Here is a 12,761-nt window from a genome sequence, read left to right as displayed (position 1 = left end):
CCTTTATTAAAAAATCACGCCTGCATGTAAAATTACATTTGCATAAGGCGTAGCCTCGCCTGTACGAATAATCGCCTTCGCTTTCTTTGTATGCTCTTTAAATTGCTCATGAGATACATACTCAAATGCTGGCTCTGTTAATTTCTGCTCGATCTCTTTATTTACTGCCGCATTATTTATAATGACTTCTTCTGCTAACGTCACTTTTTCGATTACCATATCATCAGCTACAACTTGTAACACTTCTAAAAAACTCGGTTTTCCAATCTCAACAGCTAAATCAATTCGTTTTACTCCATCCGGAATCGGTAACCCGCAATCAGCAATTACAACCGTATCTGTATGCCCAAGTGAAGCAAGGACTGCCGCGATTTCACTATTTAATACACCATGCTTTTTCATCCAACAATCACCTGCACTTCACGTACTCGATCTCTCGTTGGCATACCGCCCTGTGCTCCAAGTTTCGTTACAGAAAGACCACCGGCAATATTCGCGAAACGAATTGCTTTTTGAAGTGTCTCTCCTTCAGAAAGTGCAACTGCTAACGCACCATTAAATGTATCACCAGCTCCAGTTGTATCCACTACATCAACAGCAATGCTAGGAACATGTACAATCTCCGTGCCATTATGGAAACGAACACCGTTAGAACCTTCTGTCATCAATAATTTATTGGGATACTTCGCCAATAAATCTTCAATTGGTGATGTAAAATCATCTAATACGATGCGGCACTCATGTTCATTTGGCGTAATATAAGTTGCCTTTTCTAAAATGTCTTCTGATAAAACTTGTGCTGGCGCTGGATTTAACATAACAGGAATATTATGTTCCTCACAAATAGCCAATACATATTTTACTGTTTCAAGTGGAATTTCTAGTTGAAGAACAACCATATCCGCTTTTACAAGAAGGTCTTTGGAGCGATCTACAACTGACTTATTTACAAGAGCATTTGCCCCTTGTACGACAACAATACTGTTATCTTCTTCTGCTAAAACGATATGAGCAATTCCTGTCGTTCCATCTGTAACCGGTACCACATAATCGATAAAAATGCGTTCGTTCTCTAGATTTTTTCTAACTACTGTTCCATAATCATCATTTCCTACCGCTCCAACCATTGCTACATTTGCTCCTAACCTAGCTGCAGCAACTGCTTGGTTTGCCCCTTTCCCTCCTGGGATTGTATGAAACGCTTCACCAATTACTGTTTCTCCTGCTTTCGGGCGTTTTTTTGAAACAGCCACTAAGTCCATTGAAATGCTTCCTACTACTGCAATATTTGGCATCTGTTTCATCTCCTTACTTCGTTGTATTTCGTTCTATAATTTCAATCGGCAAACGATAATGTTTCTCTTCTAATGTATTTCCTTCCATTTGCTCTAACAACAACTCTGTTGCAATTTTCCCCATTTCATATATCGGTTGTGCAACTGTCGTAATAGATGGATACATCATTTCCGTTAAAGAAATGCCATCAAATCCGATAATTTGTAAATCATCTGGAATGGCAATCCCCTTTTGAAGTGCCGCCTTTACAATACCGATCGCAATTAAATCATTCCCAGCGACAATACCATCGATATGCGGGTATTCTTCTAATAATTCCATCGCTACACGCTCACTATTTGCTGGATCAAACGTACTCTCTGCAATCATATATGAAAGATTATTTTGCGTAATAACGTCTACAAAACCTTCAAAACGTTCATTTGCAGTACTCACATCACGTGGACCGCGAATATGTGCAATATGTTTACATCCTTTATCTAGTAACAACTTTGTCGCAGCCTGACTTCCTGCATAGTTATCTGCATATACAGTAGGAATACGCTCATTAAACATACGGTCAATCGCAACAACTGGAACAGATAAATTCATGTAATTAACACTATTTTGTGGATTCGTTGCTACAATAAATCCATCTACATTATTTTGTCTAAGTACATCAATATATTGTTTCTCTTTTTCTAAACTTTCATCAGAGTTACAAAGGACAACTGTGTAACCTTGTTTATGTGCTACATCTTCTACGGCACGTGCAACTTCCGGAAAGAATGGATTCACGATATTTGGAACAACTAAGCCAATTAAACGAGACTTTTTATTATACAGTGAACGCGCTACTGTACTAGGCTTATAATCTAACATCTCAATTGCACGTTCTACCTTTTTTAATGTATCTTCGTGAACATATCCATTTTTATTTAGAACTCTGGAAACGGTCGCAACAGATACTCCCGCTAATTTCGCAACGTCTTTGATCGTACTCATTCTCTTTTCTCCTCATTTCATGTAACCGTTTACAGAAAATAATATAACGTATTTCTAAAAATACGTCAATCATTTCTCACTAAAAAGCTTTTAAGGTTATACTCAAAAAAGCACCGCCATAAGGCGATGCTTCTTCATTACGAGTATGATACAGTTTTTTCTTTTTCTTCTACAACAGGCTCTTTAGCATCTTTTTTACGATCTGATAATTTAATTTTTTGTAAGAAAATCGTAAAGATGGCACCTACTACGATAAATACTAATCCTGTTAAGAATACAGTATGAAGCGAGTCTACTAAAGAGTTTTTCAAAATAGGTACAATGCTGTTAGCGAACGCTTCTGGCATTTGTTTTAATGCCTCTGGGCTAAATAGCATTGAATATAAACCTTGTGGATCTGTGTGAATCATATCTTTAAATTTCGTTACCATTTGTCCCGCTTCTTTCGGGAATGTATCTAATACAGGTACTAAATTTTTTGTTAATGTCGTACCTGAAGTGTTATTCATAATTGACCCTAAAATTGTAATACCAAATGTACCACCGATTTGTCGGAAGAATTGACTTGATGACGTTACGACACCAAGGTCTTTTTTCGGGAAGCTTTCTTGTAACGCTAATGTTAATGTAGGCATTACAAGACCCATTCCTAAACCGATAACCATCATATAAGAAGTAGCTGTAAGCTTCGTTGTGTGCATATCCATCGTTGTTAATAACCAGAAACCACCGGCCATAATAAGCATACCTGCGATAATTTGTGGTTTTACACCAACTTTTAATACAAGTTGCCCACCGATAATACTCATCACAATCATTGTAATCATCATTGGAGTCATAATTGTTCCTGATTCAGCAGCACTTACTCCTACAATCCCTTGCATGAAGAATGGTACGAACATAATCGCACCGAACATTCCAATACTCATAAAGAATCCAATCGCATTCAGTATTGTAAATGTGCGATTTTTAAAGAAGTGCATTGGTAAAATTGGCTCTTCAGCTTTCGTTTCAACGATAACAAAGCTAACGATACCAATTACAGCTAGTGCAAATAAACCGATAATTTGCCAAGAATCCCATGCATAATCTTTTCCGCCAAACGTTAGCGCAAGTAATAAACTTACAACACCGAGAATCATCGTAAAGATTCCAGCGATATCAATTTTAATTGGTCCTGTTTGTTTATGTGATTTTAATCCCATTGCAATAAAGATTGTTGCTAAAATACCAACCGGTAAGTTAATGTAGAATACCCATCTCCAGTTCACTGCATCTACAATCCAACCACCAACTTGTGGTCCAATTACAGAAGCAAGGCCGTATAACGCCCCAAAAATACCTTGCCATTTCGCACGTTCTTTTCCCGTGAACATATCTCCAATAATAATCATAGCCATTGGCATCATAATACCGCCACCAAGACCTTGAATACCACGGAAAATAATTAATTCTGTCATACCATTTGCCATACCACATAACGCCGAACCAATCATGAAAATAACTAGCCCTGTTATATATACGTTACGACGACCAAGTAAATCAGCTAATTTACCTGCAATTGGTACAACTGTCGTTGATGTTAACATATAAGCTGTTGTTAACCATGTCATTAAGCTTAATCCACCTAGGTCACCGACGATACGTGGCATTGCTGTACCGACAATTGTTCCATCTAATGCAGCAAATAGCATCGCGATAATTAAACCGATTAACAACAACTTTCTATTTTGATTTTCTTGTTGCTCCATGTAATCTCCTCAATTCCTCTTAGTTATTCTCTTTTTTCTCTTGTGTCCCGCAAATAATGGTTTCTAACTTCTCAAAGAGACGTAATAAATCTTCTCTTTCTTGCAACTCTAAATGTGAAAAGTATTTTGCAATATGCTCGTTACGAGCTGTCATTGCCTCTTCTACTCTAGCTTTCCCCTTTTTCGTTAACTCGATGATGACAACGCGACGGTCATCTTTGTCGTGATAGCGTTCTACAAGTTCTTGATCGATTAGACGATCAATCATCACTGTAATCGCGCTAGGCTTCACATACATCTTTTTCGCTAATGTTGTCGCTCTTGAAGCCCCATAATGATCTAGAATCTTTAAAATATAAAACTGCGGTGGTGTAAGTCCTGTCGCTTGCATTTGTTCTAATAACTCCGTTTGCATTTTCTTTCCAATCGAAAAGGCAAGAGCTTGAATTTTATCGATATGCGTCATATCATTTGGCATGTTATCCACCTCTTATTTAAACAATAAAATATTTAATGTATTTAAATATTAATCCCGCGAATAAAATCCGTCAATACTTTTATTCATAAAAACGTTTACATTTTTGTCACAAAGTTGTATAATTTTCGACGAAGTTAATATTGACAGTCACGGAGAAACGGAGTACACGGCTATGAATCATAAAAAAGGAAACTTTTTTATATTTCATGGCCTTTTTATGTTCTCTGTCTTAAAACGCTTCGAATTAATTAGGGGAGGATTTTCATTTTATGTTTTTCACACAATTATTTAAACCTGCGCCCCACGCGGAACGCTTACCAGCTGATCGCGTTGATAGCGAATACCGTAAATTACGTTTACAAGTATTCTTAGGTATCTTCATCGGTTATGCAGGTTACTACTTTGTTCGAAAAAACTTTTCACTAGCAATGCCATACTTAATCGAGCAAGGCTTTAGTAAAGGGGAACTTGGGGTTATCCTTTCAGCAGTTTCTATTGCTTACGGATTAAGTAAATTTCTTATGGGTATCGTATCCGATCGTTGTAATCCTCGCTACTTTTTAGCAGCTGGGCTATTTTTATCAGGTATCATTAATATTATTTTCGGCTCATTTTCTTTCATTACAACGAGCATTATACTTATGTTTGTACTTCAGTTTTTAAATGGATGGGTACAAGGTATGGGATGGCCTCCTTGTGGTCGTACGATGGTTCACTGGTTCTCTATTAGCGAACGTGGTACAAAAATGTCCATTTGGAACGTCGCTCATAATGTTGGCGGAGCGCTTATGCCTTCCCTTGTAACATTAGGCTTATACTTCTTCGCAGATGACTGGAAAAGTATTTTTTACTTCCCAGGTATTCTTTCAATTTTAGTTGGTATTTATGTATTAATTACGATGAAAGATACGCCTCAATCTTGCGGACTACCTTCTATTGAAGAACATACTGGGGAATATCCACCAGATGAAAAAGTAAAAGATCGCGAACGCGAGCTTTCAGTAAAGGAAATTTTATTTAAATACGTATTAAACAATAAGTTTTTATGGTACATCGCTATTGCGAACGTTTTCGTATATTTCGTACGTTACGGCGTTGTAGACTGGGCTCCTACTTATTTAGTAGAAGAAAAAAGCTTTACTCATAGTAGCTCACGTACTGCTTACGCTCTATATGAATGGGCTGGTATTCCAGGTACACTTCTTTGCGGATGGATGAGTGATAAACTATTTAAAGGACGTCGTGCACCTGCTGGTATTTTATTTATGGTTGGTGTATTTATAGCAGTTCTTGTTTACTGGTTAAACCCTCCTGGTAATCCAATGGTTGATAGTATCGCACTTGTCGCAATTGGATTTTTAATTTACGGACCGGTTATGTTAATTGGTCTACACGCTCTAGATTTAGCACCAAAGAAAGCTGCTGGAACTGCAGCAGGCTTAACTGGATTCTTCGGTTACTTAGGCGGAGCAGCTTTCGCTAGTGCAGCTATGGGCTTTATCGTAGATGCATTCGGATGGGATGGCGGATTCATCTTATTACTTGCATCTTGCGTACTTGCAATGTTCTTCCTTGCTCTTACTTTAAATACAGGGTCAGTAAAATCAAAACAAGCTTAAATAATATATAACAACCATAAAAATAGCTCTTAGCATTTACATACATGCTAAGAGCTATTTTTTATTTTCATTGCTGTTCCTACTAATGATAACAACCAATTCCTTCCCTACTATAAGATTAAAAGATTTGATGAAACACCTTTATTAAAACAGCTAACGTAACAGATGCAGCAAATCCCCCTAAACAAATAAGACTGACACCTTGGCTATATGACAAATTTTGAAATGATTTCATTGCTTCCATCCTCCCTATCTCCCCTTTGATACTTTTATTTTACCAATGGGAAAAATTTCATAACATCGATTTCTCTAACAACTAACTTACAAATTTGTAAGTTAACATCTTTTCAACTTATATATCTAGTATTTCCACAAATAAGAGTCATTTATACATAAAAAAAGACCTCAGTTATACTAAGATCTTCGTTACATTCTATTTCATTTTACAATCATCACTGGACATTTCACACGCTTTGCTATTTTATGACTTACACTTCCCAGCACCATTTCTTGCAGTGTATTGAGCCCTCTACTTCCAGCAATGACAAGATCTATATCTCCTGTATTTACATATTGAACAATTGTATCTCCAGGATCACCATGTAATATCGTAATTGTATAAGAAATGTTCTCTTTCTTTAATAAACCTTCAATCTCTTTTAATTTATCTTTTCGACTAGCTGATATTGTTTCTAAATCTGTTTGACCTTGTATAATATCTGATTTTGCCGTTCTATTATCTACTACGTACACAACTTCAACATTTGTTTCTTCGCTACATTTTGCAATATATGTTGCATGTTCCGCTGCTCGAAGTGCATGTTCAGAACCGTCACATGCTAATATAATTTGTTTGTACATATGCTGAATCCCCTTTTCGTTATCCTACTCGTATTATATAATAAAGCCCCCTAAAAAGGAGGCTTTTAACTAGCAATTCTTTTATTATAAGTAGCTAAATTTGCAACAAGTTTTGAGCTACGTTCATTTAATCCTGTTATACTTACTTTCACACCACTTTGTTCATACTTCATGATAACTTTATCAATTGATGCCACTGCTGAATCATCCCATACGTGCGCATGAGTAAAATTCATTTCAATTTCTTTTACATCTTCATTAAATGAAAAATTAGTTATGAAATCGGCTGTAGATGCAAAGAAAAGTTGACCGTGAATTTCGTATATTTTCTTATTTTCAATATATAAATGTTTCACGTGAATCTTTGCCATATTGAATGCAAATAAAACTGCACTAATTACTGTTCCGATAATTACACCTAATGCTAAATTATGTGTAATTAGGACAATCACAACTGTTACGATCATAACAAATGAGTTTCCTTTTGGTACTTTATGAATTGTTGTTACAGAGTTCCAATCAAACGTTCCGATTGAAACCATAATCATAACTGCAACTAAAGCTGCCATCGGAATATGAACGACATAATCTCCTAAAACGAATAGTAATACGATTAAAAATCCGCCCGCTACAAATGTTGATAGGCGACCTCGTCCACCTGATTTAATATTAATAACAGATTGACCGATCATTGCACAACCTGCCATTCCTCCGAAGAAACCAGCAACAATGTTTGCGATCCCTTGTCCGCGTGCCTCTTTATGCTTATTACTTTCCGTATGCGTCATATCATCTAAAACTGAAGCTGTTAATAATGATTCTAGTAAACCGATAATTGCAAGCATAACTGCATACGGTAAAATAATCCCTAATGTCTCAAGTGTAAAAGGCACGTCAGGAATACTAAAGAACGGTAATTCTTTCGGCAGGCTTCCCATATCTCCTACTGTTTTCAACTGTAATCCGCTCATAAGTGCAATACTCGTCACAATAATAATTGAAATAAGCGTAGAAGGTACAACCGTTGTAATACGTGGAAATAAATATATAATTGCAAGTCCTAATACAACGAGTGCATACATTTGCCAAGTTGCATTTTTAAAATGTGGCAATTGCGCTGTAAAAACTAAAATTCCAAGTGAATTTAAAAAACCACTCATAACAGATTTCGGAACAAACTTCATAAATGAGCTCAGTTTGAACACGCCAAAAATAATTTGGACAATACCTGTTAATATTGTTGTAGCAAATAAATATTGCAAACCATGATCTTTAACAAGCGTTACCATTAATAATGCCATTGCACCTGTTGCAGCTGAAATCATTCCAGTTCTCCCGCCAACAAATGAAATGGTAACTGCAATACAAAAGGCTGCGTATAGTCCAACTGTCGGATCCACGCCTGCAATAACAGAGAAGGCTATCGCTTCAGGGATTAACGCTAAAGCAACGACAATTCCTGATAACACGTCCCCTCTCACATTAGAAAACCAGTCATTTTTTATCGTTTGAAACAAAATACCACTCCTCTACTCCTTTATAATTTGATTTTCTCCATAAGAAAATCTAGCCGACTGCACGAAAGCTATTATATAACGAGTAGAAGATTTTTTGCTATGTAAAAGTTTCCTAAAGAAAAAGACACTACCTTAGTAGCATCTTTTTTCATTTCATTAATGTCCACCGTGTCCTTGACCACTTTCCTGAACAATTTCTAACCTCTCATCTAGTATTCCTTGTGTTTCAAATGAAATATCACTCGTACTTCCTAATAAGAAACCGTGATTATATGGTCCAAGTGTTGGATCATCTTTAAACTTCGGCTGAATGCTTGCAAGGAAGTCATACACTGGTTGTGAAGCTTTACCTTCTTCTAATAATACAACAGGTGCATGTTTACCCATATGTGAAAAAGGTGCCCCAGCAACTGCTAAATCTGGTGTTTTACTTGAAACAAATGATAAACCGTGACCAGGTTTTGTGAATCCCCAGCCAAATTTTGTTTTTTCATCTTTAAATTTAGCGAACGCAATCGAGTTTTCTGTAGGGGTCTCTCCACTAATACGCGTTACTTTCCCGTATTTGCTTAGCTCTTTTTCTACTTCTTTTGAAACAATTTTTTCTGGCCCTAATACATATATATTTGCTTTATCTTTTCTCATTTTTAGTGCCTCTATTGTCGCTTCTGGCACTTTATTCTTTTCTGTATAGAGTAGTGGTTCCGGCATATGAGAAATCCAATTTACAGCGGGGGTTGTATATAAACGTCCTTCTTCTGCAGACGAACCGATAATAACACTATTTGGGTAGCTTCCTGTTATATCGGCATACTCCTTATCAACATCCTTCGCAAATATAGCTGGGTCCGTTTCTTTTATTTGTTTTACTTTATAACCTTTTAATTGTTCAAGCGCGCTAGTACCTACATCTCCCATCACCATAATTTGTGTTCCATCTTTCGTTCCGATTGGATTTAATCGTTTTATTTCTTTTAACGTCATTTCCGGTATCTTTTCTTTTTCTATAAATAAAATCGGCCCGTTATTCGGATGATGAATAAGATCTGCACTCGCAATACCAAATTGCCACTCGCTTGCTGGTACTAAAATAACAGCACCTGGCTGGTTCTCCTTATGAGTTGCTGGCCATATCGTTTGCGAAGTTAATACTGCCATTTGCGAAGGATCATTTGTGTTTAATCTCGTTACATTTTTTAAACTTGTCGTTAATAAATCATTAGATGCACCTTGGTTCATTTCTTTTGGCGCCGTTACCTCCTGATTCATTTTCATTTCCTTTTGCTCTGTTTTCTTCTCTTTTGTAGATTCATGGTTTTTATGGTCTGTATTCGTTTGTCCGCATGCAGCAAGACCAACTGCTGTAATTATTGTTATCCCAAAAATTCGGGTCATTTTTTTCACTATACCGCCTCCGTATTAATCATTTTTGAGCCAATATGATTACCTAAAATGTAATTTCAACTCCACAATAACAAGCAATTCTGAAGAAATTATGCAGACACATCATAATCTGCACCATTTCTTCATGATTTTGCATTACACTTTAAGTAACGATTATAAATATGGAGGGCTCTCTATGATTGATATACTGCTCGTAGACGATGAACCGAGAATGCTTGAATTATTAACGCTTTATCTTACACCAATTGGATATAACTGCGTATGTGCGACTTCAGGAGAAGAAGCTATTTTACATATAGAAAATCGAAACTTTAAATTTGTTTTACTCGATATTATGATGCCAAAGATGGACGGATGGGAAACGTGCAAAAAAATCCGATCTTTTAGTAACATTCCTATTATTATGGTTACAGCTCGTGATCAAACAGTAGATGTCGTTCAAGGATTAAAAATTGGAGCCGATGATTACGTAACGAAACCTTTCCATGAAGAAGAACTTTTCGCAAGAATTGAAGCCGTTTTAAGACGTACAAATGAACATAAACAAATCCAATATCACGGTATTGTATGGGATGAAACAAAACACTTCGTTTCTGTCCATAATGAAGAACTCCTTCTCACACCAATTGAATTTTCTTTACTCGGATTATTTTTACGCCATGTGAACTACGTATTAAACCGTGATCAGCTCATCGAACGAATTTGGGGATTAAACACAAATACAGAAGATCGCACAGTCGATTCACATATTCGTAATTTACGTGATAAATTGCGAAAAGCAAATTTCCCTATTGATCATCATTTAAAAACCGTGTATGGAGTAGGTTATCGATGGATTAATACTGAACAGTAAGGGGCAAAACGATGAAACGAATTTCAATTCAATTCGGATTTTATTTTTTAATTGTTACACTTTTAATTGAAAGTGTTCTCTTTATTTTGCTCTATTATAGTCTTGTAAACACTAGAGTAAATGAAGAAATGACAGCTTTATTAAAGCGAGGAAATAGTCATCGAGATGTACTTGAAAAATATTACGATGAGCAAACCATCTCTCACGTAGCATTAATGGAATCTGAAGCTGAAACAACTGTCGTTATTACAAATGCAAATAAAGAAATACTAGCTAAATCTAACGAAATAAACACGACTATAAACGATCATATTAGTAAAATGCAAACTCGAACAGACCATAATGGAGCGATTATAGAAAATCATTGGAAAACATCTAATTATATATGTACAGTTAGCCCCATTGTAGTAGATGGAAAACATGAAGGCTATGTGTACATGTTTCTTGGAACAGAATCAATTGAAAAGTTAGTTAATGGATTAACGAAACAATTCATTATTGCTGGTGCCATCACATTTCTACTCACAGTCATCACAATTTTCCTATTATCACGTTTATTAACAAAACCATTGTTACACATGAAACATGCAACTGAAAAAATGAGTAAAGGCGATTTGTCCGTTTCGTTAACGACTACTCGTAATGATGAAATTGGTGAACTGGCATCATCTATTCAAACGCTCGCAAATGATTTGCATTATATGAAAACAGAGCGGAGTGAATTTCTAGCAAGTGTTGCTCACGAATTACGAACACCGTTAACATACGTAAGAGGTTATGCTGACATTGCTTTAAAAGAAAGTACCCCTCCTGAACAACGTTTGCGATATTTATCAATTATAAAAGACGAGTCTGATTACATTACAAACTTAGTTCAAGATTTATTTTCACTTGCACAAATGGAACAACATAACTTTTCTATTCAAGTAAAGGAAGTGCATTTACACACCTTCCTTACGCGTATATGTGAAAAAGTAAACGCCATGTATAAAGAAAGGTACATTAAAGTTTCTTTCTCTTGTCCTCCTACACTGCTAGTAAACTTAGATGAACAACGATTCGAACAAGTTGTTGTGAATATTTTAAATAACGCTTATAGACATTCAAAAGAGCATTCTCATATAAACATTTCTGTTACAGAAGAACATAAACATATTTCCATTGCAATTGAAGATGAAGGCGAAGGTATTCCGCTTGAAGACCTCCCTCACATTTTCGAACGCTTTTATCGAGTTGATAAAGCAAGATCACGAGCTACAGGTGGAACTGGTTTAGGACTATCTATCGTGAAAGAAATTGTAGAGCTACACGGCGGGACGATTACTGTCACGAGTGAAGTTGATCATGGATCTTGTTTTATCATTTCATTACCATCTGTAAAGAAACACGACTACCATCAGTAGTCGTGTTTCTTTATCATTTTACTTTATAATATAAATTTACAAATTGCCCAAAACGTTTCGTATCCGTCAAAGTTAAATTAATTTCTGGGTTCTTGTCTTGAAATAACGGAACTCCAGAACCTAATATGTGAGGGGTAATCGTGACAACATATTCATCAATTAGATTATTCTTAAAGAATTCTCTCAGTAGCTCTCCTCCACCAACCATCCATATTTTAGATCCTTCTTTTGCTTTTAACCTTTTTGTAAACTCCACTACATCTTCATTTACAAACTCTACGTTTCCGTCTGAACCTTTTTCTGAACGAGAAAAAACATAACATGATTTATCTAAGTACGGGAATGTTTCCGTATGCTCTACTACATAGTCGTACGTTTTCTTTCCCATAATTATTGTATCAATTGTTTCATACATTTCTGTATAACCGTTATCTCCCTCTCCTTCTGTTTCCATTAACCACTCTAAATCATCATTTTCTTTCGCAATATATCCATCTAAGCTCGCCGCAATAAATAAAACTATTTCACGTGACATATCTTTTCCTCCTTGCATCTCATCTTGATAACATATGATGTAAACAATATACTAACAATA

Annotated in this window: 13 protein-coding genes; 3 read left to right on the top strand and 10 right to left on the bottom strand. The window is 36.0% G+C overall.

Features of this window, described 5'->3' with window-relative positions:
• Window positions 1–6: 6 nt before the first annotated feature.
• The 5 genes from rbsD to GBN91_RS25875 all read right to left on the bottom strand — a co-directional run bounded on the left by rbsD (window position 7) and on the right by GBN91_RS25875 (window position 4,509).
• Window positions 7–402 (bottom strand): D-ribose pyranase, encoded by a 396-nt coding sequence (gene rbsD / locus GBN91_RS25895; protein ID WP_086412264.1) that lies wholly within the window; start codon window positions 400–402, stop codon window positions 7–9.
• Entirely contained in the window at window positions 399–1,295 is an 897-nt protein-coding gene (gene rbsK / locus GBN91_RS25890) for a ribokinase (RefSeq protein WP_001132860.1), read from the bottom strand. The genes rbsD and rbsK overlap by 4 nt, the downstream gene beginning before the upstream one ends.
• A gap of 13 nt (window positions 1,296–1,308) precedes the next feature.
• Window positions 1,309–2,280, bottom strand: coding sequence for a ribose operon transcriptional repressor RbsR (rbsR, locus tag GBN91_RS25885; protein WP_000104047.1), 972 nt, complete (start codon window positions 2,278–2,280; stop codon window positions 1,309–1,311).
• A 137-nt stretch (window positions 2,281–2,417) separates the two neighbouring features.
• Window positions 2,418–4,031, bottom strand: coding sequence for an MDR family MFS transporter (locus tag GBN91_RS25880; RefSeq protein WP_000437641.1), 1,614 nt, complete (start codon window positions 4,029–4,031; stop codon window positions 2,418–2,420).
• Between the two features lie 19 nt (window positions 4,032–4,050).
• On the bottom strand, window positions 4,051–4,509 hold the full coding sequence (locus GBN91_RS25875) for a MarR family winged helix-turn-helix transcriptional regulator (RefSeq protein ID WP_001132365.1): 459 nt from the start codon (window positions 4,507–4,509) through the stop codon (window positions 4,051–4,053).
• Between the two features lie 269 nt (window positions 4,510–4,778).
• On the opposite strand from GBN91_RS25875, the gene glpT reads away from it, so the two are divergent.
• Window positions 4,779–6,128 carry a glycerol-3-phosphate transporter gene (glpT, locus tag GBN91_RS25870; RefSeq protein ID WP_000466385.1) on the top strand — a complete coding sequence of 450 codons (1,350 nt, stop codon included), beginning with the start codon at window positions 4,779–4,781 and terminating at the stop codon, window positions 6,126–6,128.
• A 118-nt stretch (window positions 6,129–6,246) separates the two neighbouring features.
• On the opposite strand, the gene GBN91_RS25865 is transcribed toward glpT, so the two are convergent.
• From GBN91_RS25865 to GBN91_RS25850, 4 genes are all read right to left on the bottom strand, one after another.
• Window positions 6,247–6,363: a DUF4027 family protein gene (locus tag GBN91_RS25865; RefSeq protein ID WP_000834733.1), complete on the bottom strand. Its 117-nt coding sequence runs from the start codon at window positions 6,361–6,363 to the stop codon at window positions 6,247–6,249.
• Between the two features lie 203 nt (window positions 6,364–6,566).
• The gene (locus GBN91_RS25860; protein WP_000277999.1) at window positions 6,567–6,989 is read right to left on the bottom strand and encodes a universal stress protein; all 423 of its coding nucleotides are present in this window, start codon (window positions 6,987–6,989) and stop codon (window positions 6,567–6,569) included.
• 65 nt (window positions 6,990–7,054) lie between these two features.
• Window positions 7,055–8,506, bottom strand: coding sequence for a SulP family inorganic anion transporter (locus tag GBN91_RS25855; protein ID WP_000487920.1), 1,452 nt, complete (start codon window positions 8,504–8,506; stop codon window positions 7,055–7,057).
• Between the two features lie 156 nt (window positions 8,507–8,662).
• Entirely contained in the window at window positions 8,663–9,910 is a 1,248-nt protein-coding gene (locus GBN91_RS25850; protein WP_102956309.1) for an ArsR family transcriptional regulator, read from the bottom strand.
• Window positions 9,911–10,085: 175 nt separating this feature from the next.
• On the opposite strand from GBN91_RS25850, the gene GBN91_RS25845 reads away from it, so the two are divergent.
• Both GBN91_RS25845 and GBN91_RS25840 read left to right on the top strand, forming a co-directional pair.
• The gene (locus GBN91_RS25845) at window positions 10,086–10,763 is read left to right on the top strand and encodes a response regulator transcription factor (protein ID WP_000565476.1); all 678 of its coding nucleotides are present in this window, start codon (window positions 10,086–10,088) and stop codon (window positions 10,761–10,763) included.
• 11 nt (window positions 10,764–10,774) lie between these two features.
• Window positions 10,775–12,166 carry a sensor histidine kinase gene (locus GBN91_RS25840; RefSeq protein WP_152122650.1) on the top strand — a complete coding sequence of 464 codons (1,392 nt, stop codon included), beginning with the start codon at window positions 10,775–10,777 and terminating at the stop codon, window positions 12,164–12,166.
• 13 nt (window positions 12,167–12,179) lie between these two features.
• On the opposite strand, the gene GBN91_RS25835 is transcribed toward GBN91_RS25840, so the two are convergent.
• Window positions 12,180–12,701 carry a dihydrofolate reductase family protein gene (locus tag GBN91_RS25835; RefSeq protein ID WP_000085783.1) on the bottom strand — a complete coding sequence of 174 codons (522 nt, stop codon included), beginning with the start codon at window positions 12,699–12,701 and terminating at the stop codon, window positions 12,180–12,182.
• Window positions 12,702–12,761 lie beyond the last annotated feature (60 nt).

Source organism: Bacillus sp. B1-WWTP-T-0.5-Post-4 (genome assembly GCF_009183795.1).
In the GTDB taxonomy this organism is placed as follows: Bacteria; Bacillota; Bacilli; order Bacillales; family Bacillaceae_G; genus Bacillus_A; species Bacillus_A cereus.
This window is presented reverse-complemented; position numbering and strand designations above follow the sequence as displayed.

What these genes read in the sequence shown, in the direction of transcription:
- rbsD (WP_086412264.1), bottom strand. Translation starts at nt 402, where the DNA reads ATGAAAAAGCATGGTGTATTAAATAGTGAAATCGCGGCAGTCCTTGCT.
- rbsK (WP_001132860.1), bottom strand. Translation starts at nt 1,295, where the DNA reads ATGCCAAATATTGCAGTAGTAGGAAGCATTTCAATGGACTTAGTGGCT.
- rbsR (WP_000104047.1), bottom strand. Translation starts at nt 2,280, where the DNA reads ATGAGTACGATCAAAGACGTTGCGAAATTAGCGGGAGTATCTGTTGCG.
- GBN91_RS25880 (WP_000437641.1), bottom strand. Translation starts at nt 4,031, where the DNA reads ATGGAGCAACAAGAAAATCAAAATAGAAAGTTGTTGTTAATCGGTTTA.
- GBN91_RS25875 (WP_001132365.1), bottom strand. Translation starts at nt 4,509, where the DNA reads ATGCCAAATGATATGACGCATATCGATAAAATTCAAGCTCTTGCCTTT.
- glpT (WP_000466385.1), top strand. Translation starts at nt 4,779, where the DNA reads ATGTTTTTCACACAATTATTTAAACCTGCGCCCCACGCGGAACGCTTA.
- GBN91_RS25865 (WP_000834733.1), bottom strand. Translation starts at nt 6,363, where the DNA reads ATGAAATCATTTCAAAATTTGTCATATAGCCAAGGTGTCAGTCTTATT.
- GBN91_RS25860 (WP_000277999.1), bottom strand. Translation starts at nt 6,989, where the DNA reads ATGTACAAACAAATTATATTAGCATGTGACGGTTCTGAACATGCACTT.
- GBN91_RS25845 (WP_000565476.1), top strand. Translation starts at nt 10,086, where the DNA reads ATGATTGATATACTGCTCGTAGACGATGAACCGAGAATGCTTGAATTA.
- GBN91_RS25840 (WP_152122650.1), top strand. Translation starts at nt 10,775, where the DNA reads ATGAAACGAATTTCAATTCAATTCGGATTTTATTTTTTAATTGTTACA.
- GBN91_RS25835 (WP_000085783.1), bottom strand. Translation starts at nt 12,701, where the DNA reads ATGTCACGTGAAATAGTTTTATTTATTGCGGCGAGCTTAGATGGATAT.